General features: G+C 73.8%; 19 protein-coding genes and 1 tRNA gene. 14 read left to right on the forward strand and 6 right to left on the reverse strand.

What is annotated here, in order from left to right; all coding sequences use genetic code 11:
* The first annotated feature begins 1 nt into the window (after nucleotide 1).
* The gene (locus ACSUPT_RS16360; protein ID WP_436944759.1) at nucleotides 2-370 is read left to right on the forward strand and encodes a TadE family type IV pilus minor pilin; all 369 of its coding nucleotides are present in this window, start codon (nucleotides 2-4) and stop codon (nucleotides 368-370) included.
* Between the two features lie 104 nt (nucleotides 371-474).
* Nucleotides 475-864, forward strand: a complete 390-nt coding sequence (locus tag ACSUPT_RS16365) for an Rv3654c family TadE-like protein (RefSeq protein WP_436944761.1) — start codon at nucleotides 475-477, stop codon at nucleotides 862-864.
* Here the strand turns inward: ACSUPT_RS16365 and ACSUPT_RS16370 are convergent.
* Nucleotides 803-3,532, reverse strand: coding sequence for a DEAD/DEAH box helicase (locus ACSUPT_RS16370; protein WP_436944762.1), 2,730 nt, complete (start codon nucleotides 3,530-3,532; stop codon nucleotides 803-805). The two genes, ACSUPT_RS16365 and ACSUPT_RS16370, sit on opposite strands and share 62 nt — an antisense overlap.
* Before the next feature lie 78 nt (nucleotides 3,533-3,610).
* Between ACSUPT_RS16370 and ACSUPT_RS16375 the strand changes: the two genes are divergently transcribed.
* The 10 genes from ACSUPT_RS16375 (at nucleotide 3,611) to ACSUPT_RS16420 (ending at nucleotide 19,213) form a co-directional block, all read left to right on the forward strand.
* Nucleotides 3,611-3,964 carry an STAS domain-containing protein gene (locus ACSUPT_RS16375; protein WP_003967428.1) on the forward strand — a complete coding sequence of 118 codons (354 nt, stop codon included), beginning with the start codon at nucleotides 3,611-3,613 and terminating at the stop codon, nucleotides 3,962-3,964.
* A gap of 644 nt (nucleotides 3,965-4,608) precedes the next feature.
* Complete coding sequence (locus tag ACSUPT_RS16380) at nucleotides 4,609-5,067, forward strand: ATP-binding protein (RefSeq protein ID WP_351963955.1); 459 nt, start codon at nucleotides 4,609-4,611, stop codon at nucleotides 5,065-5,067.
* Between the two features lie 265 nt (nucleotides 5,068-5,332).
* A complete protein-coding gene (locus ACSUPT_RS16385) occupies nucleotides 5,333-7,729 on the forward strand; it encodes a sodium-translocating pyrophosphatase (RefSeq protein WP_365726895.1) in 2,397 nt (798 codons plus the stop codon).
* 209 nt (nucleotides 7,730-7,938) lie between these two features.
* On the forward strand, nucleotides 7,939-8,637 hold the full coding sequence (locus ACSUPT_RS16390) for a small secreted protein (protein WP_351963957.1): 699 nt from the start codon (nucleotides 7,939-7,941) through the stop codon (nucleotides 8,635-8,637).
* Nucleotides 8,638-8,724: 87 nt separating this feature from the next.
* Complete coding sequence (locus tag ACSUPT_RS16395; RefSeq protein ID WP_436944763.1) at nucleotides 8,725-10,248, forward strand: DUF7059 domain-containing protein; 1,524 nt, start codon at nucleotides 8,725-8,727, stop codon at nucleotides 10,246-10,248.
* 424 nt (nucleotides 10,249-10,672) lie between these two features.
* Entirely contained in the window at nucleotides 10,673-10,870 is a 198-nt protein-coding gene (locus ACSUPT_RS16400; protein WP_361656095.1) for a hypothetical protein, read from the forward strand.
* 405 nt (nucleotides 10,871-11,275) lie between these two features.
* Nucleotides 11,276-14,140: a type I DNA topoisomerase gene (gene topA / locus ACSUPT_RS16405; protein ID WP_436944765.1), complete on the forward strand. Its 2,865-nt coding sequence runs from the start codon at nucleotides 11,276-11,278 to the stop codon at nucleotides 14,138-14,140.
* A gap of 341 nt (nucleotides 14,141-14,481) precedes the next feature.
* Entirely contained in the window at nucleotides 14,482-17,658 is a 3,177-nt protein-coding gene (tmk, locus tag ACSUPT_RS16410; RefSeq protein WP_436944766.1) for a dTMP kinase, read from the forward strand.
* Between the two features lie 139 nt (nucleotides 17,659-17,797).
* On the forward strand, nucleotides 17,798-19,009 hold the full coding sequence (locus ACSUPT_RS16415; protein ID WP_365724620.1) for a DNA polymerase III subunit delta': 1,212 nt from the start codon (nucleotides 17,798-17,800) through the stop codon (nucleotides 19,007-19,009).
* 130 nt (nucleotides 19,010-19,139) lie between these two features.
* Nucleotides 19,140-19,213, forward strand: a tRNA-Thr gene (locus ACSUPT_RS16420).
* 226 nt (nucleotides 19,214-19,439) lie between these two features.
* On the opposite strand, the gene ACSUPT_RS16425 is transcribed toward ACSUPT_RS16420, so the two are convergent.
* Nucleotides 19,440-20,201, reverse strand: coding sequence for an alpha/beta fold hydrolase (locus ACSUPT_RS16425; protein ID WP_436944767.1), 762 nt, complete (start codon nucleotides 20,199-20,201; stop codon nucleotides 19,440-19,442).
* Nucleotides 20,202-20,244: 43 nt separating this feature from the next.
* Nucleotides 20,245-21,111, reverse strand: coding sequence for an NAD(P)-dependent oxidoreductase (locus tag ACSUPT_RS16430; protein WP_436944768.1), 867 nt, complete (start codon nucleotides 21,109-21,111; stop codon nucleotides 20,245-20,247).
* Between the two features lie 135 nt (nucleotides 21,112-21,246).
* Here ACSUPT_RS16430 and ACSUPT_RS16435 point away from each other — a divergent pair, with 135 nt between their 5' ends.
* Nucleotides 21,247-21,618: a winged helix-turn-helix transcriptional regulator gene (locus ACSUPT_RS16435; protein ID WP_351963966.1), complete on the forward strand. Its 372-nt coding sequence runs from the start codon at nucleotides 21,247-21,249 to the stop codon at nucleotides 21,616-21,618.
* A 15-nt stretch (nucleotides 21,619-21,633) separates the two neighbouring features.
* Here ACSUPT_RS16435 and ACSUPT_RS16440 read toward each other — a convergent pair whose 3' ends face one another.
* Nucleotides 21,634-22,974: a PLP-dependent aminotransferase family protein gene (locus tag ACSUPT_RS16440; protein WP_351963967.1), complete on the reverse strand. Its 1,341-nt coding sequence runs from the start codon at nucleotides 22,972-22,974 to the stop codon at nucleotides 21,634-21,636.
* Between the two features lie 170 nt (nucleotides 22,975-23,144).
* Here ACSUPT_RS16440 and ACSUPT_RS16445 point away from each other — a divergent pair, with 170 nt between their 5' ends.
* On the forward strand, nucleotides 23,145-23,747 hold the full coding sequence (locus tag ACSUPT_RS16445) for a LysE family translocator (protein ID WP_436946223.1): 603 nt from the start codon (nucleotides 23,145-23,147) through the stop codon (nucleotides 23,745-23,747).
* Between the two features lie 173 nt (nucleotides 23,748-23,920).
* On the opposite strand, the gene ACSUPT_RS16450 is transcribed toward ACSUPT_RS16445, so the two are convergent.
* Both ACSUPT_RS16450 and ACSUPT_RS16455 read right to left on the reverse strand, forming a co-directional pair.
* A complete protein-coding gene (locus ACSUPT_RS16450) occupies nucleotides 23,921-24,577 on the reverse strand; it encodes a vitamin K epoxide reductase family protein (RefSeq protein WP_436944769.1) in 657 nt (218 codons plus the stop codon).
* 22 nt (nucleotides 24,578-24,599) lie between these two features.
* The gene (locus tag ACSUPT_RS16455) at nucleotides 24,600-25,103 is read right to left on the reverse strand and encodes a DUF5949 family protein (RefSeq protein WP_351963970.1); all 504 of its coding nucleotides are present in this window, start codon (nucleotides 25,101-25,103) and stop codon (nucleotides 24,600-24,602) included.
* Nucleotides 25,104-25,245 lie beyond the last annotated feature (142 nt).

The raw sequence follows: 25,245 nt of genomic DNA on the forward strand, positions 1-25,245 counted from the left end.
CTTGCGGACACGCGGGGACCGGGGGTCGGTGACGGCGGAGGCGGCCGTGGCCATGCCGGCGCTGGTGGTCTTCACGATGACGCTGGTGTGGGGGCTGATCGCGGCGGCGGCACAGATCCAGTGCGTGGACGCGGCCCGCGCCGGAGCCAGGGCGGTGGCCCGGTCGGAGCCGGAGGCGTCGACCGTGGAAGCGGCGCGGGCGGCCGCCCCGGAGGGTGCGCGGGTGGCGGTGGAGCGCGCGGGCGACCTGTGGCGGGTACGGGTCGAGGCGCCCGCGCCGGGGCCCGCCTCGTGGCGGCTGACCCTCCGCGCCGAGGCGGCGGCCCTCGCGGAGGACACGGTGGGCGACACCGGGCCGACGGGCTCCTGAGGCGCCGCGCCGGGCGGTGCCTCCGGCCCCTGGGCCCCGCTCCCGGCACGTCGGCAGGCGGCCCCCGGCGCCTGGGGACCCGGGGGCTCCCGACCTGCGGGGCGGTGAGTGGTGGTCGGCGGGCCGCCACGCGCGTCGCCGACCGGGGCTCGGCGACCGTGTGGTCGGCGATGGCGGCGGGCGCGCTGTGCGTGGTGTTCTCCGCCGTACTCGCCCTCGGCCAGGCCGTCGCCGCCCGCCACCGGGCCGGCGGGGCGGCCGACCTGGCGGCCCTCGCCGCGGCCGACCTGGCACTGCGGGGCCAGGAGGACGCGTGCGACACCGCCCGCCGCGTGGCCCGGGCACAGCACGCCGAACTGGTCGGGTGCAGCGTGCGCGGTGAGATCGCGGAGGTGACGGCACGGGCGCGGTTCGGCCCGTACGCCCCGGCTGTCAGGTCCCGGGCGGGCCCTCCGGGGGCCTGGCCGCCCCCGGACCGGCCACCGGGGGAGTAGCGGGGCCGCCGGGGGCCTGCTCCGGGCGGGTAGCCGGGTTGCCGGGACCGTCCCCCGGGCGCGTAGCCGGGCCACCAGCGCCCTCCGCGTTCGGAGCGGAAGCAGCGTGGTCCGGCCGGCGCTCGGCCCGGCCCCCCGTGGTCGCCGCCGGCTCCCGCGCGGAGCCGTGAGGCGGCGCGTCCTGGTCCCGCGGGGTGTCCGGGCCTGGCGTGGCCGGCTCCGGTGGGGCGGCTCGGAGGAGCTCGGTGAGGAGGCGTACGGCGGCACGCTTGTGCAGCGGGTCGTTGCCGTTGCCGCACTTGGGCGACTGGATGCAGGACGGGCAGCCCGCGTCGCACTCGCACGAAGCGATCGCCTCGCAGGTCGCGCTCAACCAGGCGCGCGCCGTGTGGAACGCCCGCTCGGCGAACCCGGCACCACCCGGATGGCCGTCGTAGACGAACACCGTCGGCAGCAGCGTGTCGGGGTGGAGCGGCACCGACACCCCGCCGATGTCCCAGCGGTCGCAGGTGGCGAACAGCGGCAGCAGCCCGATCGAGGCGTGCTCGGCGGCGTGCAGCGCCCCGCCCAGCTGCTCCGGGTTCACCCGGGCGGCGTCCAGCTGGTCCTCGGTGACCGTCCACCACACCGCCCGCGTGCGCAGGGTGCGAGGCGGCAGGTCGAGCTTGGTCTCACCCAGGACCTCGCCGGTGATCAGACGGCGGCGCAGGAAGGAGACGACCTGGTTGGTGACCTCGACCGAGCCGTAGCAGAGGCGGCCGTCGCCCCAGGGGACCTCGGTGTCGGTCTCCAGGACGGAGATGGAGGTGGTGTCGCGGGCGGTGGTGGAGTACGGCGGGCTGGCCTCCTCGACGAGGGCGACGGACTCCTTCAGGTCGAGGTGCCGCACCAGGTACGTACGGCCCTGGTGGAGGTGGACGGCGCCCTCGTGCACGGTGGTGTGGGCGGCCGACGCGTCCACGGTGCCGAGCAGCCGCCCCGTGCCCTCCTCCACGACCTGGACCGGGCTTCCGCCCTCGCCGCGGATGTCGGTGAGGTCGGCGGCACGCTCCCGGCGGGTCCAGTACCAGCCGGACGCCCGCCGCCGCAGCAGTCCCGCGGCCTCCAGCTGAGGCAGCAACTCGGCCGCGGACGGCCCGAACAGCGGAAGGTCGCCGTCGGTGAGGGGCGACTCGGCCGCCGCGGCGCACAGATGCGGAGCCAGCACGTACGGGTTGTCGGGGTCCAGGACGGTCGACTCCACCGGCCGGCGGAACAGCGCCTCCGGGTGGTGGACCAGATAAGTGTCCAGGGGGTCGTCCCGCGCGACCAGCACCGCGAGGGCGCCCTCCCCGGACCGTCCGGCGCGCCCCGCCTGCTGCCACAGCGACGCCCGGGTGCCCGGATAGCCGGCGATCAGCACCGCGTCCAGGCCCGACACGTCGATGCCCAGTTCAAGGGCGGTGGTCGCCGCGAGGCCGAGGAGCTCCCCGGAGTGCAGCGCACGCTCCAGCGCGCGGCGCTCCTCCGGCAGGTAGCCGCCCCGGTAGGCGGCGACCCTGCGGGCGAGGGACCGGTCCACCTCGGCGAGCCGCTCCTGCGCGATCACCGAGATCAGCTCGGCGCCCCGCCGGGACCGGACGAAGGCGACCGAGCGCACGCCTTGCACCGTCAGATCGGTGAGGAGTTCGGCGGTCTCCGCCGTCGCGGTCCGGCGAACGGGCGCGCCGTTCTCGCCCTCCAGTTCGGTGAGCGGCGGCTCCCACAGGGCGAAGACGAGTTCCCCGCGCGGCGACGCGTCGTCCGCCACCTCGTGGACCGGCAGGCCGGTGAGCCGGCTCGCGGCGACGGCGGGCTCGGCGGCCGTGGCCGAGGCGAGCAGGAACACCGGTTCGGAGCCGTACCGGGCGCACAGGCGGCGGAGGCGGCGCAGCACCTGTGCCACGTGCGAGCCGAACACGCCCCGGTAGGTGTGGCACTCATCGATCACGACATAGCGCAGGGCGCGCAGGAAGGAGGCCCACCGGGGGTGGGAGGGGAGTATGCCGCGGTGGAGCATGTCCGGGTTGGTCAGCACGTAGTTCGCGTACTGGCGGACCCACTCCCGCTCCTCGAACGGGGTGTCGCCGTCGTACACGGCGGGGCGGACCCGGTTGCCGAGCGGGGCGGACAGGGCCCGTACGGCGCGCCGCTGGTCGGCGGCGAGCGCCTTGGTGGGGGAGAGGTACAGGGCGGTGGTGCCGCGGCCGTTCGGGGCCTCCGATCCGTCCAGGAGCGCCGAGAGGACGGGCGCGAGGTAGGCGAGGGACTTGCCGGACGCCGTGCCGGTGGCGATCACCACCGACTCGCCGTCCAGGGCGTGCTCGGCGGCGGCCGCCTGGTGGGCCCACGGATGGTCGACCCCGGCCTGGTGAATCGCACGAACCACTTCCGGCCGGATGCGATCCGGCCAGACGGCATGGCGCCCCTCTCTCGGGGGCAGGTGCTCCGTATGAGTGATGCGCGCAGCCCGGTTCGCCCTCGCGGTGAGGCGGTCGAGGACCGTACCGGGGGAGGGGCGGGCGTCCCCGTTCTCGGGGGGACGACTGGGGCGGTGATTCCTGGCCATCGACACCGAGTGTGTCACCGGCGTGACGGACAATGCTCCCAAGGCGTCGTGCATGGCTGCTGGTAAGTGATTGAATGCCATCGCGGCTGGCGATCCGTCCCCTGACTCCGTCGGGGAGACCCGGGGGCGACCGCTCGATAGCAAGGTGCTGGAGGATCCGTGGACCTGTCCCTGTCGACTCGCAATGTGTCCGGCCCTGGTGGCGACCGTACGGTCGTCGAGGTCGGTGGCGAGATTGATGTGTATACCGCGCCCAAGCTGCGCGAGCAGTTGGTCGAGTTGGTGAACGACGGCAGCTATCACCTGGTCGTCGACATGGAGGGCGTGGACTTCCTGGACTCGACCGGCCTCGGCGTCCTGGTCGGCGGGCTGAAGCGCGTGCGCGCCCACGAGGGTTCGCTGCGTCTGGTCTGCAACCAGGAGCGCATCCTGAAGATCTTCCGGATCACGGGCCTGACCAAGGTGTTCCCGATTCACACCACGGTCGACGAGGCCGTCGCCGCCACCGACTGAGCCCGCACGACGACGCCCGGCCCGTCCCGTGCGGGCCGGACGCCGCACCCCGCCCGGCCGGAGCCCCCGCAGCGTGGGCGCCGGTCGTGAGCCGGGGCCTGCGCCGCCGGCCGATGCCGTGCGTCGGCCTTCGTGCGCCGGTCTCGTACGCCCCGTCGTCCGGGCACCCGCCCTCCTGGTCAGGTCGTCGCGACGTCCTCGCCCGGGCGCCGCGGGCCGGACCCGCACGCCTTCCGCGGGCGGGGCTCCGCAAACGGTTCCGGCCGCCGGGGCCCCGTGCGACAGCGGTGAGGTCAGCCGCCGCGCCGGGTTCCCGTCGCGACCGGTGCCTGCCTAGCGGCGCCCCGCGCGGGCCGCACAGCCGTGCGGTGCGGCGGTCGGCCTCGGTGCGGGGAGCGGCAAAGGGCCCGTGAAGCCGTCCGGAAGGGGCGTGAACGCCCGCCCGCAGGGCATACGCCCCGTTGGGCGGCCTCCGGCCCGTACGGCTCCATGGCGCGCTGGGGGCGGTACCGCCGCCGGTGGCGGCACGCCACGGCGGTGTGGATGCGCCGGACGGAATCCGGGGCATCACGTGGAACGGCGGAGGTGCCGGGCAGCCGGCCCGGACCTCCGAGATGCACGCTCGTACGCCCGAGGGGGACCGCATGGCCACCGTTGAACTCCGCTTCAGCGCCCAGCCCGAACACGTCAGGACCGCCCGTCTGGTGGCGGCCGCCGTCGCACGCCGGGCAGGGGTGGACGAAGCCGTGCTGGACGAGGTCAGGCTCGCCGTGGGCGAGGCGTGCTCCCGCGCCGTGGGGCTGCACCGCAGCAACGGCGTCACCGCACCCGTCCGGGTGATGCTGACCGAGGAGGAGAAGGCGTTCTCCATCGAGGTCGGCGACGAGGTGCCCGGCGCCGGGGTCGCGGCCGCCGACGCGGCGGGAGTGCCCGGATCGCGCAGTGGCGCGCCGGCCAGGGACTTCGACGACGCGGAGGGCGAGGACCAGATGGGGCTCGCGGTGATCAGCGGGCTCGTGGACGACGTCGAGGTGTCGGCGGGCGAGCGCGGCGGGCTCATTCGGATGAGCTGGCCCCGGTCGGGTTTCGCGGAAGTCGTCTGAGCGCCCCCGCACCGGTCCCCAGCCCCCTCACTGCCTGGCCAAGGCCCCGCCCAGCGGGGCCTTTCGCGTTTCCCAGGGGGCCTCCCCGGCCCGTGCGCCGGTCGGTCGGATTCCCCGCCCTGTTACGTCGTCCGGGTGGATTTCCCGAATAGAGCATTTGCCGACCGGTAAAAGCCGGTCGATTCTGGTCTTTCGGCGGCCATTTCCGATCGGATTCCGCTCCTGTAGCCGTCCGTGTCCTGAGCTCTGCCGTCAAGGAGGACGAATGGTGCGGCTCTCCGGCCCGCAGTGGCCCCACGACCCGTCCCCGCAGGCCGCCGCGGTCCTCACCGGCGAGAACCGGATCATCGTGATCGTCATCGCCCTCGTGGCGCTGCTCGCGCTGGTCGTCGCCCAGCTGCTCGTCCGGCAGGTGCTGGCCGCCGGTGAGGGCACCGCGTCCATGAAGCGGATCGCCGCCGCCATCCAGGAGGGCGCCAACGCCTATCTCGCGCGGCAGTTGAGGACCGTGGCGGTCTTCGCGGCCGTCGTGTTCTTCCTCCTCATGCTGCTCCCCGCCGACAACTGGTCGCAGCGCGCAGGGCGGTCGCTGTTCTTCCTCGTCGGCGCGCTCTTCTCCGCCGTCACCGGATACCTCGGCATGCGGCTCGCCGTACGCAGCAACGTGCGGGTCGCGGCGGCCGCCCGCGAGGCCACCCCGGCGCCGGGGGAGCCGGAGAAGGACCTGACGGCCGTCTCGCACCGCGCCATGAAGATCGCCTTCCGTACGGGCGGTGTGGTCGGCATGTTCACGGTCGGCCTCGGTCTGCTCGGCGTTTGCTGCGTCGTCCTCGTCTACGCGGCCGACGCGCCCAAGGTCCTGGAGGGCTTCGGCCTGGGCGCCGCCCTCATCGCCATGTTCATGCGCGTCGGCGGCGGCATCTTCACCAAGGCCGCGGACGTCGGCGCCGACCTGGTCGGCAAGGTCGAGCAGGGCATCCCCGAGGACGACCCGCGCAACGCCGCCACCATCGCCGACAACGTCGGGGACAACGTCGGCGACTGCGCGGGCATGGCCGCCGACCTCTTCGAGTCGTACGCCGTCACGCTCGTCGCCGCGCTGATCCTCGGCAAGGCCGTCTTCGGCGACCTCGGTCTCGCCTTCCCGCTGATCGTCCCGGCGATCGGGGTAGTCACAGCCATGATCGGCATCTTCGCCGTCGCGCCGCGCCGGGCCGACCGCAGCGGCATGTCCGCGATCAACCGGGGCTTCTTCCTCTCCGCGGTGATCTCGCTCGTCCTCGTGGCGGCCGCCTCGTTCGCCTATCTTCCGTCGTCGTTCGCGCAGCTGGAAGGCGTCACCGACCCGGCCGTACGCGCGCACGGCGGCGATCCGCGTGTGCTGGCGCTCGTCGCGGTCGCGCTGGGCATCGTCCTCGCCGCGCTGATCCAGCAGTTGACCGGGTACTTCACCGAGCCGAGCCGCCGGCCCGTGCGGGACGTCGGCAAGTCGTCGCTCACCGGCCCCGCCACGGTCGTGCTCGCCGGCGTGTCGCTGGGGCTGGAGTCCGCCGTGTACACGGCCCTGCTGATCGGGCTCACCGTCTACGGCGCGTTCCTGGTCGGCGGCGCGTCCATCATGGTCGCGCTGTTCGCCGTCGCCCTCGCCGGCACCGGGCTGCTCACCACCGTCGGCGTGATCGTCGCGATGGACACGTTCGGGCCCGTCTCCGACAACGCGCAGGGCATCGCGGAGATGTCCGGCGACGTGCGGGGCGCCGGGGCGCAGGTCCTCACCGACCTCGACGCCGTGGGCAACACCACCAAGGCCATCACCAAGGGCATCGCCATCGCCACGGCGGTCCTCGCCGCCTCGGCGCTGTTCGGCTCGTACCGGGACGCCATCGCCACCGCCGTCGCGGACGTGGGCGCGCGGGCCGGCGAGACGACGCTGAGCATGGACATCTCGCGGCCCGACAACCTCGTCGGGCTGATCCTCGGCGCCGCCGTCGTCTTCCTCTTCTCCGGACTGGCCATCAACGCCGTGTCCCGTTCGGCGGGGTCGGTGGTCTACGAGGTGCGCCGACAGTTCCGCGACCATCCGGGGATCATGGACCACACGGAGAAACCGGAGTACGGGCGCGTCGTCGACATCTGCACCAAGGACGCCCTGCGGGAACTCGCCACCCCCGGCCTGCTGGCCGTGATGGCGCCCATCGCGGTCGGCTTCGCCCTCGGCGTGGGACCGCTCGGCGCGTATCTCGCGGGCGCGATCGGCACTGGCATCCTGATGGCGGTCTTCCTGGCCAACTCGGGCGGCGCCTGGGACAACGCCAAGAAGCTGGTCGAGGACGGCCACCACGGGGGCAAGGGCAGCGAGGCGCACGCCGCCACGGTGATCGGCGACACGGTCGGCGACCCGTTCAAGGACACCGCCGGTCCGGCGATCAACCCGCTGCTCAAGGTGATGAACCTGGTGGCGCTGCTGATCGCCCCCGCCGTCGTCCGCTTCGGCCACGGCGCCGACGCCAGCCCGGGCGTGCGGGCGGTGGTGGCGGCCGTCGCGATCGCCGTGATCGTCGCGGCGGTGTACGCCTCCAAGCGACGCACCGTGGCCGGGGACGACGAGGACACGCCCGGGCGTTTCACGGGCTCCCCGGACGCCGCCGCGCCCGTCAAGTGACCGCCGCCCGCGGCACGGCATGACACCTGGTCAGCCCCGGTCGTCGGCCGTGCCGCCCGTGCCCCGGATCGGCGCGGCGCCGTTTCGGTGAGCCTTCTCTCCCTTGGTGCAAACGGTCCAAAAGCGTACGAAATGGTTGCACGACACGCGGATGTCGCCCACTTGGCGTGTATGTTCCGGGGCCGAGAGCCTTGGAAGGGACCAAACCGGTGAACAAGAAGCTTGCAGCCGCGCTGTCCGGCGGTGCGGTGCTGGTACTCGCGCTGTCGGGCTGCAGCGGGGACGAAGTCGAAGACGAGGGCAAGAAGGTGGAGGCCTGGGCGAAGACCTTCTGCGAACAGGCCAGGACCCCGCTGCAGAAGCGGGCCGGCGCCCAGCAGACCATCATCTCGACCGCGGCGGACAGCAAGCCCGCCGACGTCCAGGCGGCGGACTCGAAGGCGTTCCAGGACATCGCCGACTCGAACAGGGCGCTCGCCAAGGCGGTCCAGGGCGCCGGCGTCCCGCCCGTCGACAGCGGCGAGAAGCTCCACCAGGACGCCGTCAAGGAGCTCAACTCCACCGCGACCGCCTACGAGGGCCTCCGCAAGCAGGTCGACGCCCTCGACACCAAGGACCAGCAGAAGTTCGCCGACGGCCTCAAGGGCGTCGCGGACAGCCTCAAGCGCATCGAGAAGATGGACCAGGACGCGCTGGGCAAGCTCCAGACCGGCGAACTCGGCGGCGCCATGGCCCGCCAGCCCGGTTGCCAGAAGGCCAAGCCGTCCGCCGCGCCCACCACGACCAGCGGCCCCGCCGCCAAGCCCGGCGGCTCCGCCGCGCCGTCCGCGGCGGCCTCCGGCGGTGCGTCGGCGAAGCCCGCGGCCTCCGCGAAGCCGTCCGCCCCGGCGAGCGGCGCCGCCGAGTAGCGGTACGTGCCACACCCGTTCGGCCCGGTTGTCCACAGGGACGCCGGGCCGTTCGTCATTGCCGGTGGCGCCGGTCACAATGAGTGGGTGAGTACGACCAGCCCGGCCACCGGCCTTCCCGCACCCCACCACGCCGACCGCCTGCGCTCCGCCTTCCTGGCCGCCGGCTTCACCGCCGACGGGCTGCTCGACCGGCTCGGCGCGACCGCCTACGCCGCGCTCGCCCGCAGCGAGACGGTGCCCGCCCTGCGCGCCACCCGCGGGGACGGGACGCTGGACACCCTCGTCCGGCTGTTCCTGCTCCAGCAGCCCGTCCCGTACGAGCGGGCCGGCAAGGCCCTCCCGCTGGACGAGGCGCTGGCCGGCGGCTGGGTCGTACGGGACGGCGACGACGTCAGGGCCGTGGTCGACGTGCGCCCGTACGGCGGCCCCGACGGCGAGGACTGGTACATCGTGTCCGACCTCGGGTGCGCCGTGGGCGGTGCGGGCGGGGCCGGCGGCCGGGGCGAGGGCGTCGTCCTCGGTGTCGGCGGCGCGTCCACCACGCTCGCCGGGCTCACGGTGAGGACCCCCGTCGCCTCCGCGCTGGACGTCGGCACCGGCTCGGGCATCCAGGCGCTGCACGCCACGCGCCACGCCACCCGCGTGACCGCGACGGACCTCAACCCGCGGGCGCTGGAGTTCACGCGGCTGACGCTCGCGCTGTCCGGCGCGCCCGAGGCCGATCTGCGGGCCGGTTCGCTGTTCGAGCCGGTGGCCTCGGAGACGTACGACCTGATCGTGTCGAATCCGCCGTTCGTCATCTCGCCCGGCGCCCGGCTGACGTACCGGGACGGCGGGATGGGCGGCGACGACCTGTGCCGCACCCTCGTCCAGCAGTCGGGCGACCGGCTCAACGACGGGGGATACGCCCAGTTCCTGGCCAACTGGCAGCACGTCGAGGGCGAGGACTGGAAGGACCGCGTCCGCTCGTGGGTGCCGCGCGGCTGCGACGCGTGGATCATCCAGCGCGAGGTCCAGGACATCACGCAGTACGCGGAGTTGTGGCTGCGGGACGCCGGCGACCACCGGGCCGGCCCGGAGGAGTACCGGGCGCGGTACGAGGCGTGGCTCGACGAGTTCGAGGCGCGCCGGACCAAGGCGGTCGGCTTCGGCTGGATCACCCTGCGCAAGTCCGGCGCCGACGAGCCGTCGATCGTGGTCGAGGAGTGGCCGCACCCGGTGGAGCAGCCGCTCGGCGAGACCGTGCGGGCCCACTTCGCCCGCCAGGACTACCTCCGCTCGCGCGACGACGCGGCCCTGCTCACCGACCACTTCAGGCTCGCGCCCGAGGTGGTGCAGGAGCAGGTCGGGCTGCCCGGCGCGGAGGACCCCGAGCACGTCATCCTGCGGCAGAACCGGGGGATGCGGCGCGCGACCAAGGTCGACACGGTCGGCGCCGGGTTCGCCGGGGTGTGCGACGGCACGCTCAGCGCGGGCCGCATCCTGGACGCCATCGCCCAGTTGATGGGCGAGGACCCGGTCGTCCTGCGGGACCGCACGCCCCAGGCCATCCGCCTGCTGGTGGAGGAGGGCTTCCTGGAGCCGGTCGGACCGGAGGGGCGCGGCTGACGGCTGGGGCGGCAGTCCGAACGCTGCGTCCGGGCGCGGCGGGCGCTTCGGCTGCGGCCCGGGCTTGGGTCTGGGCCTGGGCGCGGCGAGGCGGTCCGGCTGCGACGTCGGCTCAGCGCGGTGGTCCCGGCTTGAGCCCGCACGGCGCCGGGGCCTGCTCCTGGGCCCGGCGGGGTGGCGGCTTCGGCGTCCGGGTGGGTGAACGGCCCCGCCGGGCCCCGCGTCGTTCACCCGCAATTCGCGCTCCCGACGCCCGGAGGTGCCAGCCTCCCCCCAGGGACACCCGCAGCGCGGCCCCGCCCCGGCCAGACACCCGGTCCCGGCCCCGGCTCCGCGCGGGGCGCACACCACCGGGCCGCGCACCCGGCCCGTGCGCGACCGGCGGGCTCCCCCGGGGACTGGTACGACGGAACGGGGTACGGGCATGGAGAGCGGACCGGCCATCTTCGCGGGCGCGGCGTTCACGATCTTCGGCGCGGGGCTGCTGGTGTGGACGGCGGCGCGTGTGACGCACCGCGCTCCGGTGGCGCACGGGGTGAGCCCGGCCACAGCGCTCGCCTTCGCCGTGGGCTCCGGGGCCGTCTTCCTGGCGCTCGGCGTGTGGTGCTTCAGCCGGATCTGACCGGTTTCACCGCAGGCCGCTCCCACGCCCGGCGCACCCGGGCCCGCACCCGCCCGGGACGTACGCCCTGAGCAGCCCGAACCCGGCAGGAACCGGGCCGGAACGGGCGCCCCGGACGGCCCGGGGCAGCGCTCGGCGCACAGGCCGGGCGGCCCGCCGCCGGAACCGGGCCCTCCGCGCCATGAGGGGAGTCCGGGCGGCAGGAATGCCCGAAGTCGGGTTACCGTTCGAGTGGCCGTTGCGGGCTTTCGCCGTTTGACACGGGGGCGGGTTGTACCGTCACACTCCGCAGCGACAGCAGCGTCACAGCCGTGGCGCAGTGCCCGCAGTGCCCGAGGCGCGCCCCAGCGGGGCCGCGTCGCGCCGCACATGCACCGAGCGCCGACCGGAGAGAAGAGCGAAGAGTTGTCCCCGACACGCGAGACCGCACAGGGCGGCCGCCGACTCGTCATCGTCGAGTCGCCTGCCAAGGCGAAGACGATCAAGGGCTACCTCGGCCCCGGCTACGTCGTCGAGGCGAGTGTCGGGCACATCCGCGACCTCCCGAACGGCGCCGCGGAGGTGCCCGAGAAGTACACCGGCGAGGTGCGCCGCCTCGGCGTGGACGTCGAACACGACTTCCAGCCGATCTACGTCGTCAACGCCGATAAAAAAGCCCAGGTCAGGAAGTTGAAGGAGCAGCTCGCCGAGTCCGACGAGCTCTACCTGGCCACCGATGAGGACCGCGAGGGCGAGGCCATCGCCTGGCACCTCCTGGAGGTCCTCAAGCCCAAGGTCCCCGTCCACCGGATGGTCTTCCACGAGATCACCAAGGACGCGATCCAGCAGGCCGTCGCCAACCCGCGCGAGCTGAACAAGCGGATGGTCGACGCGCAGGAGACCCGCCGCATCCTGGACCGGCTCTACGGCTACGAGGTCTCGCCGGTCCTGTGGAAGAAGGTCATGCCCCGGCTGTCCGCCGGCCGCGTGCAGTCCGTCGCCACCCGGCTCGTCGTCGAGCGGGAGCGCGAGCGCATCGCGTTCCGCTCCGCCGAGTACTGGGACCTCACCGGCACCTTCGGCACCGGCCGCGCCGGCGACCCGTCCGACCCGTCGACCCTGACGGCCCGCCTGGCCTCGGTCGACGGCCGCCGCGTCGCCCAGGGCCGCGACTTCGGCCCGGACGGCCGCCTCAAGAGCGACCAGGTGCTCCACCTGGACGAGGCGAACGCCCGCTCCCTGGCCGCCGCGCTCGCCGACACGGGCTTCAGCGTCCGCTCGGTCGAGTCCAAGCCGTACCGCCGCTCCCCGTACGCGCCGTTCCGCACCACCACCCTCCAGCAGGAGGCGAGCCGCAAGCTCGGCTTCGGCGCGAAGGCGACGATGCAGATCGCGCAGAAGCTGTACGAGAACGGCTTCATCACCTACATGCGTACGGACTCCACGACGCTGTCCGACACGGCCATCGCCGCCGCCCGCGCGCAGGTCACGCAGCTGTACGGCGCCGACTACCTGCCCGACGCGCCGCGCACGTACGCCGGCAAGGTCAAGAACGCGCAGGAGGCGCACGAGGCGATCCGCCCCTCCGGCGACCGCTTCCGCACGCCCGCCGAGACCGGGCTCACCGGTGACCAGTTCCGGCTGTACGAGCTGATCTGGAAGCGGACTGTCGCCTCCCAGATGAAGGACGCCGTCGGCAACTCCGTCACCGTCCGGATCGGTGGCCGTGCCGCCGACGGCCGTGACGCCGAGTTCAGCGCGTCCGGCAAGACGATCACCTTCCACGGCTTCATGAAGGCGTACGTGGAGGGGGCCGACGACCCGAACGCCGAGCTGGACGACCGCGAGCGCCGCCTCCCGCAGGTCGCGGAGGGCGACGCGCTGACCGCTGAGGAGATCACGGCGGACGGCCACGCCACCAAGCCGCCGGCCCGCTACACCGAGGCGTCGCTGGTCAAGGAGCTGGAGGAGCGCGAGATCGGCCGCCCGTCGACGTACGCGTCGATCCTCGGCACGATCCTGGAGCGCGGCTACGTCTTCAAGAAGGGCACGGCGCTCGTCCCGTCGTTCCTCTCCTTCGCCGTCGTCAACCTGCTGGAGAAGCACTTCGGCCGGCTCGTCGACTACGACTTCACCGCGAAGATGGAGGACGACCTCGACCGCATCGCGCGCGGTGAGGCGCAGGCCGTGCCGTGGCTGAAGCGGTTCTACTTCGGCGAGGGCGCGGGCGCTGCCACGGGCACCGGCGCCGCCGACGCGGGCAACGGCGACGGCGACCACCTCGGCGGACTGAAGGAGCTGGTCACGGACCTTGGCGCGATCGACGCCCGGGAGATCTCCTCCTTCCCCGTCGGCAACGGCATCGTGCTGCGCGTCGGCCGCTACGGCCCGTACATCGAGCGCGGCGTGAAGGACGAGGAGGGGCACCAGCGCGCGGACGTCCCCGCCGACCTGGCGCCCGACGAGCTGACCGTGGAGTACGCGGAGGAACTGCTCGCCAAGCCGAGCGGCGACTTCGAGCTGGGCACCGACCCGGCGACCGGTCACACGATCGTCGCCAAGGACGGCCGCTACGGCCCGTACGTCACGGAGATCCTCCCCGAGGGCACCCCGAAGACCGGCAAGAACGCGGTGAAGCCGCGCACGGCCTCCCTCTTCAAGTCGATGTCCATCGACACGGTGACCCTGGAGGACGCGCTCAAGCTGATGTCGCTGCCGCGCGTCGTCGGCAAGGACCCCGAGGGCGTCGAGATCACCGCGCAGAACGGCCGCTACGGCCCGTATCTGAAGAAGGGCACCGACTCGCGGTCGCTGGAGAGCGAGGAGCAGCTCTTCACGATCACGCTGGACGAAGCCCTCGCCATCTACGCCCAGCCCAAGCAGCGCGGCCGCGCCGCCGCCAAGCCGCCGCTGAAGGAGCTGGGCAACGACCCGGTGAGCGAGCGTCCCGTCGTCGTCAAGGACGGCCGTTTCGGCCCGTACGTGACGGACGGCGAGACGAACGCGACCCTGCGCAGCGGCGACAGCGTGGAGACCATCACGCCGGAGCGCGGCTTCGAGCTGCTCGCCGAGAAGCGGGCGAAGGCACCGGCGAAGAAGACCGCCAAGAAGACCGCCACCAAGAAGACGGCCGCGAAGAAGACGACGGCGGCGAAGACGACGGCTGCCAAGAAGACCGCCGCGAAGAAGACGACGACCAAGTCGGCGGCCAAGAAGACGACGGCGAAGAAGACGGCAGCGGCGGGTGCCAAGGCCGCGGCCTCGGACTCGTCGACGTCCTCCGACGAGTAGGGCGTCCTCGACCGGTAGGACGTCCTCGACCGGTAGGGCGTCCTCCGGGGAGGACCTTCTCCGACCAGTAGACGGAACGGCCCGCCCGGCCGTATGAGCGCCGGGCGGGTTTTTCCGTCCGGGCGTCGTCCTGGGCGGCCGCCGCGTGGATGAGGTGCGGGCCGACCCCCGTTCGGAGGACACGCCCGGGCCCGGCGCGGGGTGTGTGACGGGCCTCACCGCCCCGTTCCCCTCCGCTGCCGCGGCGCTGCGCCCGCGGGTGTGGCGCCGCGCGTCCGCGGATGCGCTCGCGCGTTCGGTCGGGGCGTATGAGTGTCAGCCCGGGCGGATAGGCTGAGGGGATGACGCGAGCCGAGCAGCCAACGGCCCTGGGCCCCACCTCAGACCCCGAAGTCTCCGACGCCGCACTCGCCGCGGACTCCCGCGAGCGCGCCGTACGGGCGCTGCTGCGCAACCCGCCGCTTCGCAGGCTGTGGAGCGCGTCGCTCATCGGTGGCGTCGCGGACGCGCTCGCCCTGCTCACCCTGGTCATCCTCACCGTACGGGCCGCCGTCACGGCGGAGACGTTCGGCGGAGGCGTGCGCGGGGCGGCCTTCGCGGTCGCCGCCGTCCTCGGCGCACGCGCGCTGTCCACGCTGCTGCTCGGTGCCGTGCTGCTCGGCCCGATGAGCGGACTCGTCGCCTCCAGCGGCCCCCTCGACCGCCGCTGGACGATGATCGCTGCCGACGGCGTACGGATCGCACTGCTGGTCGTCGCCCCGCTGTGGATCGTGTGGACACCCCGGCACGCCGTCCTGCTGCTGCTGATCTCGGTCTTCCTGGCGGGCGCCGCCGAGCGGTTCTGGACCATCGCCAAGGAGAGCGCCGCGCCCGCCCTGCTGCCCGCCCCGCCGCTGGAGGGCGCCGCCGTACGGCCGCTGCCCGACCACCTGGGGGCGCTGCGGCGGCTCTCGCTGCGCACCGGTTTCGCCGCCGTGCCGCTGGCCGCCGTCGCCCTGCTCGTCACGGCCCTGCTCGCCGGGCTGCTGGCGCTCGGCGTCGACTGGTTTGGCAGGCACCAGGCGGCACTCGGCTCGTACGCGGCGGCCGGACTGTTCGCCGGCTCCCTGTCGATCCTGTACTTCCTGCAGCTGCCCGACACGCAGACGCCCCGCCCCCGCTCCCCGCTGGAGGGCCTGCGCCGCCCGTCCAACGGCGCGGGCCCGGAGAAGGGCCGGACGGGTGCCATACCGCTGCTCGTCCTCGCCTGCGCCGCGGTCGCCGGGGCGGTGGCCGCCGCCGCGGCCGTCGCCGTGCTGCACGCCGGTGAGCTGCGCGGCGGCCCCGTCACGTACGCGCTGCTCGTCCTCGCCCTGACCGGCGGTACGGCCCTGGGCATCCGCGGCGCGCGCTCCGTGCTGCCCGCCCTGTCCCGCCGCCGCCTCCTCGCCCTGGCGACCGCGCTGACCGGGGTGCTGCTGCTCGTGATGGGCCTCGTGCTCGACACGGCCACCGTCCTGTTCCTGGCGCTCGCCGCCGGACTGTCGGCCGGTGTCGCCGCGAACGTCGGGCACACGCTGATCGACCAGGAGACCGAGGAGTTCCGCAGGCCCCGCCTGACCGAGCACCTCCAGGCCGTCGTCCGCGTCGCCATCGCGCTCGGCGCGCTCGCCGCTCCGCTGTTCGCCGCCGCCATCGGCCCGCACCGCCTCGCCGTCGGGGACCACGTCTTCGCGCACGCCGGCGCCGCGTTCACGCTGATGCTCGTCGGCGCGCTGCTGCTGCCCGTCGCCGCGCTCGTCCTCGCCAAGACCGACGACCGGTCGGGCGTACCGCTGCGCCGCGATCTGCGCGACGCCCTGCGCGGCGCCGACCCGGCCCAGGCCCCCGCCCCCACCGGCTTCTTCATCGCCCTGGAGGGCGGCGACGGCGCCGGCAAGTCCACGCAGGTCACCGCGCTCGCCGAGTGGATCCGCGCGAAGGGCCACGAAGTGGTCGTCACCCGCGAGCCGGGTGCCACGCCCATCGGCAAGCGGCTCCGCTCGATCCTGCTCGACGTGTCCTCCGCCGGGCTCTCCCACCGCGCCGAGGCACTGCTGTACGCCGCCGACCGAGCCGAGCACGTCGACTCGCTGGTCCGCCCCGCCCTGGAGCGCGGCGCCGTCGTCATCTCCGACCGGTACATCGACTCGTCCGTCGCCTACCAGGGCGCGGGCCGCGACCTGTCCCCGACGGAGATCGCCCGGATCTCCCGCTGGGCCACCGGCGGGCTCGTCCCGCACCTGACCGTCCTGCTCGACGTGTCGCCGGAGACGGCGCGCGAGCGGTTCACGGAGGCGCCGGACCGGCTGGAGTCGGAGCCGGCCGAGTTCCACGCGCGCGTACGGGCCGGTTTCCTCGCCCTCGCGGCGGCGGACCCCGCCCGGTACCTCGTCGTGGACGCCGGCCAGGAGCCCGAGGCCGTCACCACCGTCGTACGCCACCGCCTCGACCAGATGCTGCCGCTGTCCGACGCCGAGGTGAAGGCGCTGGAGGAGGCGCGGAAGGCCGCCGAGGAGGAGGCACGCCGCAAGGCCGAGGAAGAGGCCCGGCGGAAGGCCGAGGCCGAACGCCTGGAGCGCGAGCGCCAGGAGCAGCTGGCCCGGCTGCGCGCCGAGGAGGAGGAGCGCAAGCGGCGCGAGGAGGAGGAAGCCCGCCGCCGCGAGGCCGAGCGGCAGGCCGAGGAGGCCCGCCAGCGGGCGGCCGAGGCGCGGCGGCTCGCCGAGGAGGAGCGCCGGCGGCGCGAGGCCGAGGAGAAGGCCCGCCGCGAGGAGCAGGAGCGGCTTCGCAAGCGCGCCGAGGAGGAGGCCCGGCTGCGCGCCGAGGCCGAGGAGCGGCGCCGGGAGAAGCAGCGCAAGGCCGAGGAGGCCCTGCTGCGCGCGGAGGAGGCCCGCCGTCAGGCGGCGGCCGAGGCCGAGGCAGCCGCTGCGGCCGCCGCGGCAGCGGCGGCGGCGAGGGCGGCGTCCGTGTCGCCGCACGACGTGACCGTGCCCACCCCCGTCGTACGGCCCGACGAGATCACGCAGCCCCTGCCCGCGGCCCGCATCGACCTGACCAAGGACGACCGGCCCCGCGCGGAGGACGAGACGCAGCGCATCGACATGCGCAAGCCGGAGCCCGCGGCCGGGTCGGCCGAGCCCGCTGTCCGGCCGGACGAGGACACGCAGCGCATCAGCATGCGCAAGGACGACCCCGCCCCGGACGTCGCGGAGACGGCGGTGCTGCCGCCCGTACGGGACGAGCGGCCCGACGACCGGGTGCCGCCCGGCTTCTTCCGCGACGAGATCCGGCCGGGCGCCGCGGCCGAGCCGGACGGCGGGAACGAGCGGACGCGCGAGCTGCCGCAGGTCGACGAGCGGGGCAGGCCGCGGCGTGAGCGGCCCGACTGGGCGGAGGAGACTCCGCTCGACGACCTGCCGTCCCTCGCCGACGAACTGCTCGGCGGCCACGACGACGAGGGCGGGGACGACGACGGCGGTAGGCGCGGCCGCCGCCGCTGACGCTCGCGCAGGCCGGGCCGTGCTTCGCCGCAGAAGCACGGCCCGGACCGGTTCCGGCGCGGCGGGCGTTGTCAGAGGGCTCCGTCACAATGGGTGGCGCCGGTGGAGATGCCGCGGCGTGAGATGAAGGTGGTGACCCGTGCCCGTATGGGATGACCTGGTGGGCCAGGATCGTGTGCAGGCGCAGCTCGCCGCCGCCGCGCGGGACGCCGACGCGCTCGTCACGGCCGAGGCGCAGGGCACGGCGCCGCCCGACGCCTCGAAGTCCAAGATGACGCACGCCTGGCTGTTCACCGGCCCGCCCGGCGCGGGGCGCGACACCGCCGCCCGCTGCTTCGCCGCCGCCCTCCAGTGCGTCAGCCCCGACCGGGCGCTCGGCGGGGAGCCCGGCTGCGGCTTCTGCGACGGCTGCCACACCGCCCTCATCGGCACGCACGCCGACGTGGAGGTGATCCGGACGGACCTGCTGTCCATCGGCGTCAAGGAGACCCGCGAGCTGGTCCGCCGCGCGCAGCTCTCCCCGGCCGGCGGGCGCTGGCAGGTCATCGTCCTGGAGGACGCCGACCGCCTCACCGAGGGCGCGGGGAACGTCCTGCTGAAGGCCGTCGAGGAGCCCGCGCCCCGCACGGTCTGGCTGCTGTGCGCCCCCTCCCTGGAAGACGTGCTGCCCACGATCCGCTCCCGATGCCGGCACCTCACGCTGCGCACGCCTCCGGTGGAGGCCGTTGCCGACGTGCTCGTACGGCGCGACGGCATCGATCCGGAGACGGCTGCCGCCGCCGCCCGAGCCACGCAGGGCCACATCGACCGGGCCCGGCGCCTCGCCACCGACGAGCGCGCCCGCGCCCGCCGCGCCGCCGTCCTGAAGCTGCCCCTGCGCGTCCACGACGTGGGTGCCTGCCTCAAGGCGGCCCAGGAGCTGATCGACGCGGCGGGGGAGGACGCCAAGCAGCTGGCCGAGGAGACCGACGTCAAGGAGACGGAGGACCTGAAGGCCGCGCTCGGCGCCGCGCAGGGCGGGCGCATGCCGCGCGGCACGGCGGGGGTGATGAAGGAGCTGGAGGACAAGCAGAAGCGCCGGAGGACCCGTACGCAGCGCGACAGCCTGGACCTGGCCCTCAGCGACCTGACCGGCTTCTACCGGGACGTGCTCGCCCTCCAGCTCGGCACCCGCACCGCGATCGCCAACGAGGACGTGCAGGACGCCCTCGACCGGATCGCCCGCGAGAGCACCCCGGAGGCGACCCTGCGGCGGATAGAGGCGGTCCTCGCCTGCCGCGAGGCCCTCGACCGGAACGTCGCCCCGCTCCTCGCGGTGGAGGCCATGGCCATGGCCCTGCGCGCGGGCTGACCCGCGGGAGCACGGACGCACGGTGGCGGCAGCCCCGCGCCCCCGCTCGAACAAGGGCGTGCAAGAGCACCCCGTTCACCTGTGTAGACTTGTCCTCGCTGCTGCACCCCCCAGGGGGAAAGCGCGGTGTGCCGCCTTAGCTCAGTTGGCCAGAGCAACGCACTCGTAATGCGTAGGTCTCGGGTTCGAATCCCGAAGGCGGCTCAGTCGAAAGCCCCGGTCAGATCCTTCTGACCGGGGCTTTCTCGTGCTGCCTGGGCTTTACCGGATGGGCAGACGGCCGTTCCGGGTGAGGGTTTCCCGGTGTAGCGCCCTTCGTCGATGCCGAGGCGGGAAGGGTGCGCTCCATGACCGTGGTCGGCCGCCCGCAGCCCGCTGCCCGCAGCCCGCAGTCGCAGCCGCAGTCGGCCCTGCCGCTCCGTGGGCCCGGTCAGTCGGGGGTGGTGGTCTCCTTGAGGAAGTGGGTCAGCAGGGCCGTCGTCTCCTCGGGGCGTTCCAGGGACGGCAGGTGGCCGGCCCAGGGTAGTTCCAGATGGCGGGCGGCGGGGGCCTGGGCCGCGATGGTCGCGGCCATCGCGCGGAAGTCCGGCAGGTCGTGTCCGCCCGAGACGGCCAGGCACGGAACGGTGATGCGGCGGAGGTCCACCTCGGGCCGCGGCGAGGGGAAGCCCTCCGCGGTCCACTGCAGTTCGAACGCCCGGCGCTGCATGGCGCGGACCTGCTCCCGCACCTCGTCGGTGGCGTCGGGACCCAGCCAGGTCGCCACGTTCAGCTCCACGGCGCCCGGCAGGTCGTCGGCCTCGAAGAGGGCCTCCTCCCGCTCGTCGAAGGCCCGCAGTCCGGCTCCCGGGGCGTGGCCGGGCAGCGCCGAGCAGAGGAGGGCCAGGGCGGTGACGGCCTCGGGCCGGGAGGCCGCCAGTTCGAGGGCGACCCTGCCGCCGTAGGAGGAGCCGACGAGCGCGGCCCGTCCGATGCCCACGTGCTCCATGAGCTCGGCGACGTCGGCCGCGTCGCTGTGCGGGCCGTCCGGTACCGGTGAATCGCCGTGCCCCCGGAAGTCGCACCGCACCACCCGGTAGCCCGCAGCGGCCAGATCAGACCACTGCGGGTCCCACATGCGGCGGTCGCACACAGAGGAGTGGAGCAGCACCACGGCGGGACCGGTGCCCGATACGTCGTAAGCGAGAGTCATTCGCGCGACGCTACCCACCGGAGCGGGCCCGGCGACACCCAATTCAGCGGATGCTCTCGATGATCCGGGGGAACGCCTCCTTGCCGTGGCCCGCGTCGATCTGGCGCCGGATCAGCGTCTGCACCATGTCGACCACCTCGGTGCTGATGCCCTGCGCCGAACTGGCGGCGAGGATGTCGTCCAGGCTGGAGAACTCCAGGCTCTGCTGCCCCTCCACCGTGTAGTCTCCGCCGTCGATGACCTGGGCGTACCCGTCGAGCGTCCCCGTCATGGCGCTCAGCCACGGCGCGGCCAAGCCGGCGAACTGCCGTGCCGTCACACCGGCGGGGGCCACCATCGCGGCACCGTGCATGAAGCCGGCGAACATCACGTACATGCCGGCGAGCAGCGCCAGGTCGTACAGGGACGCGAGACCCGCGTCGTCACCGAAGTATGTGCTCGCGCCCCACAGGTCGAGCACCTGCCTGTACTCCTCGAACACCTCGGCGGACCCGCTGTAGAGGATCGACGACCCGGACTTCCCGATCATCTGCGGTACGGCCATGATGCCGCCGTCCAGGTAGGCGATGCCCGCCGCGGCGGCCCACTCGGCCAGCTCCCGCGACTGGGCCGGGGATGTCGTGGTCACGTTGACCAGCGTCCGACCCGCCAGGTCGCCCGTGAGCGGGTCGAGCACCTCGTGGACCGAGGCGTGGTCCAGCAGGCACGCGATGACCAGCGGGGCCGCGCGCACTGCGTCACCCGCGGTGGCGGCGGCCGTCGCTCCCCGCGCGGCGAGGGCCTCCGCCTTCGCCGGAGTCCGGTTCCACACCGTGGTGTCGTGGCCCGCCTGGACCAGGGCCTCCGCCAGGGCGCTGCCCATCGCTCCCAGCCCGAGAACGCTCACCTGGACACGCTTGTCAGCAGTCATTTCGGTTACTCCCCCTTCGGTTCGTCCTTGGTTTCGATCCTCTCCGCCGCCGGTACTGTTGACCAGTACGGACTAATTAGTGGGGTACTCACCAAAAGGTAAGTACCCCTGGTGGACGAGTGCTTGGAGGGTCTGATGGCCGGATCGGCTCGACGCGGTCCCTACTTCTGCGGTATCGACGCGGCGATGGACGTCGTCGCGGGCAAGTGGAAGTCGCTCATCCTGTGGGAGCTGCACCACCACGGCACACGCAGGTTCGCGGAGCTGCGGCGCGGACTGCCCGGGGTCAGCGAGAAGATGCTGATCCAGCACCTGCGGGAGATGGAGGAGGACGGGCTCGTCCACCGCGAGGTGTACCGCCAGGTGCCGCCGAAGGTCGAGTACTCCCTGACGGAGCACGGCGTGTCCCTCAACGCCGCCCTGGGGGCGCTGGGGCAGTGGGGCACCGAGCGGATGCGGCGGATCGGGGCCGAGAAGATCGAGGTGGCCGACCCGGCCGCCGCGTGAAGGGACGCCGTCCCGTCAGGCCGGTATCCCGGCGTCCGGGGGCGAGGCCGCCACACTCGCCAGGGTCCGCAGCGCCCAGGTGAGCGTTTCCGGATCCGGTGACGCCAGCCCGAGGCGTACGGCGTTGGGCGCCCGCTGAGGGTCCGCCGTGAACGCCGACGCCGGGGTCACCGCTATGCCATGCCGTGCGGCAGCCGCCACGAACATGTCGGCCCGCCATGCCGGCGGCAGCTCCCACCAGCAGAAGCAGGAACGCGGGTCGGTACGCACGGCGAAACCCGCCAGGTGGCGGGCCGCAAGGTCCTGGCGCCGCTGGACCTCCCGGCGCTTCGCCCGGACGAGCGCCTCGACGGTGCCGGACGCCTCCCAGCGCGTGGCGGCCTCCAGGGCGAAGCCCGACGGGACCCATCCGCCGGAGCGGACCGCCGCCTCGACGGCCGCCGCCGACGCGTCCGGTACGACGGCGAAGCCGACGGTCAGACCGGGGGCGAGGCGCTTCGACAGGCTGTCGACCAGGACGGTCCGCTCCGGTGCCAGTGCCGCGAGCGGCGGCAGGTCGTCGTGCAGGAACGCCCAGATCGCGTCCTCGATCAGCGGCACGTCCAGCCGCCGTACGGTGGCGGCGAGTTCGGCCCGCCGCGCGGGCGGCATGGTGAGCGACAGCGGATTGTGCAGCGCCGGCTGTACGTAGACGGCGTGCAGCGGGGCCGTGCGGTGCGCGGCGGCGAGGGCGTCCGGCCGTACGCCGTCCCCGTCCATGGCCAGCGGTACGACGCTCACGCCCAGGCGCCCCGCGATGGACTTCAGCACCGGGTACGTCAGTTCCTCGGCGCCCAGCCGCCCGCCCGGCGGGACCAGTGCGGCGACGGCGGCGGAGATCGCCTGGCGGCCGTTGCCGGTGAACAGCAACTGCTCGGGGCGGGGGTGCCAATCGGCGCGGGCCAGCAGGCGGGCCGCGGCCGTACGGGCCTCGGGCGTGCCCGTGGGGCCGACCGGGCGCAGCGCGGCCTCCAGCGCGTCGGGCCTCAGCAGCCCGCCCAGCGGATCGGACAGGAGGGCGGCCTGCTCGGGGACCACGGGGTAGTTCAGTTCCAGGTTCACCGGCTGCTGCGGCGGGGCGCTCAGCGCGGGGCCGGCCGGGCGGCTCTCCGCGGCCCGTACGAACGTGCCCCGGCCCACCTCACCAACCGTCAGGCCGCGCCGCGCCAGCTCCCGGTAGACGCGGGCCGCCGTGGACGGTGCGATGCCCCGGTCGCGGGCGAACCGCCTCTGCGGCGGCAGCCGGTCGCCCGGCCTGAGCCGTCCGGCCGCGATGTCCGCCGCGACCGCCTCCGCCACCTTCTGGTAGTCCCTCATCCGCCCGCCCCCTGTCCGCACGCGTCACATTGCACCGAGTGCAATGTTTTTATTGCACTGAGTTATTCGCAGTCAATATGCTCGATTTCACGATGTCGCACGGGACTTGAGGGGGCACGACCGTGGTGGACAGCAGCGCCCTGCTGGGCGTCCTGGTGATCGGGCTGGGCATGGTGCTCACCCCCGGACCGAACATGATCTACCTCGTCTCCCGCTCCCTCACCCAGGGACGCCGCGCCGGCGTCGTCTCGCTCGGCGGGGTCGCCACGGGGTTCCTCATCTACCTGCTGGCGACGAACCTCGGTCTGTCCGTCCTGTTCGTCGCCGTGCCGCAGCTCTACCTCGCCGTGAAGCTGGCCGGCGCCGCCTACCTGGGCTGGCTCGCGTGGTGCGCCCTCCGGCCCGGAGGGGTGTCCGTCTTCACCCCGCAGGAGTTGTCGCCGGACTCACCGCGCCGGCTGTACACCATGGGGCTGATGACCAGCCTGCTCAACCCCAAGATCGCCATCATGTATCTGTCGCTCATCCCGCAGTTCATCGATGTCGACGAGGGTCACGTCCTCGCGCAGGGGCTCTTGCTCGGCGCCGTGCAGATCGTCGTCAGCGTCGGGGTGAACCTGGCCATCGTCGTCGCCGCGGGCGGCATCGCCGTCTTCCTCGCCCGCCGCCCGGCCTGGCTGCGGACCCAGCGGTACGCCATGGGGGCCGTCCTCGGAGCGCTCGCCGTCAGCCTGGCCGTCGACACCTCCACACCGCGCGCCGCCGCCCACTGACCCGAGTCTGCCCGGCCTCTGACCGGCGGGCTATCGGGGAAGGCCCTGAGAGGACCCCGAGAAAGCCCGGAGGAGGCCCTGAGGGGACCCGGGGAAGGCCCCGAGACGGCCTTGGGGCGCACCCACCGCGAGGCGCGAGGCGCGCACCCGCGCCGAGGCGCCCCGGCGGGGCGTCAGCTGGTCCAGAAGTCCCACCAGCGGGTCAGAACGAGCGTTCCGATGATGCCGAGGTGCAGAACGGGCGCCACCCACGGCATGTCGTCCAGGAAGCGCCGTACGCCCACCGGGACGGGCAGTCGGCCGTGCCGGGCGTTCTCGGCGGTGACGTGCCAGAACATCGTGATCGTCGCCGCCCAGGCGAGGCAGCACCACAGGCACAGGGCGTTGATCTCGTACAGCGACTGCCACATCAGCCAGGTGCAGAAACCGACGCCGAACAGCGTGCCCGCGTTGAGGCCGAGCCAGAACCAGTCCCGGTAACGGGCGCCCGCCAGCAGCCCGGCGCCGATCGCCACGACCATGCCGTACGTGACGAGGCCGAGCATCGGGTTGGGGAAGCCGAACACCGCCGCCTGCTCGCTCTTCATGACGCTGCCGCAGGACACGACCGGATTGAGGCTGCACCCCGGTGTGAAGTGCGGGTCCTCCAGGAGCCGGAACTTGTCCAGCGTGATGACCCACGACGCCAGCACCCCGGCCGCGCCGGTCACCACCAGCAGCCAGGCGAGGACGCGTCCGCCGCCGGCGGCGTGCCGGCCCGCGGGCGGCTGCGCGGCGGAGCGGGCGTGGGCGGGGGCGGGCCGCACATGGGCGCCGCGGGTCATCGTCATGGCTTGGGGCGGTCCTCTCGGGTCAGGTGCGCACGCGCAGGACGGGAACCAGGCAGTGCGCGCTGCCCTCCAGGAACCCCTCGCCCGACACGAAGGCGCGCAGCTCCTCCGGCGGGACCGCCCGGCCCGGCACGGCCTGAGGCCACGGGCGGACCGCGAGGATCAGGTACACCTGCCCCTTGGCGTGCGCGGCGCGCTGCCACTCCGGCGGTACGGGGCACTGGGCGCGCATGAACGGAAGCGTCAGCACCGCCCGCTCGGCCTCCACCAGCAGCGAGGCGGAGAAGCGGTGGTCGCTGCCGAGGTCCACCAGGTGCGTGCCGATGGACAGGCCCAGCTGCTCCAGCTGGGCGCGCATCGCCAGCTGGCCGGCCTCCGGGCCGTCCCGGCCGTCGCCGAGCGAGTAGACCATCAGCAGCGGGTCGCCGGGGTCGTCGGCGGTCGGCTCACTGCACCAGGGGATGACGGTGAGCGTGCCCAGCGGGGAGCGCCGGCTGTCCGCGTATACGGCGGTGGAAGAGGTCATGGGGTCGGAGCCTAATGGTGTGAAAGGGGCCTACCCGGCGGTTTTTCACCCGTTCGGGTGCTACCCGTTCGGCTCGATTCACCTTGACGCGTACGGGATTCGGCCTCACGCGCCGGAACGGTTCGCCGGCCGGGTCGTTGGG

This window comes from Streptomyces sp. SudanB25_2051 (assembly GCF_964272635.1).
Lineage (GTDB): Bacteria > Actinomycetota > Actinomycetes > Streptomycetales > Streptomycetaceae > Streptomyces.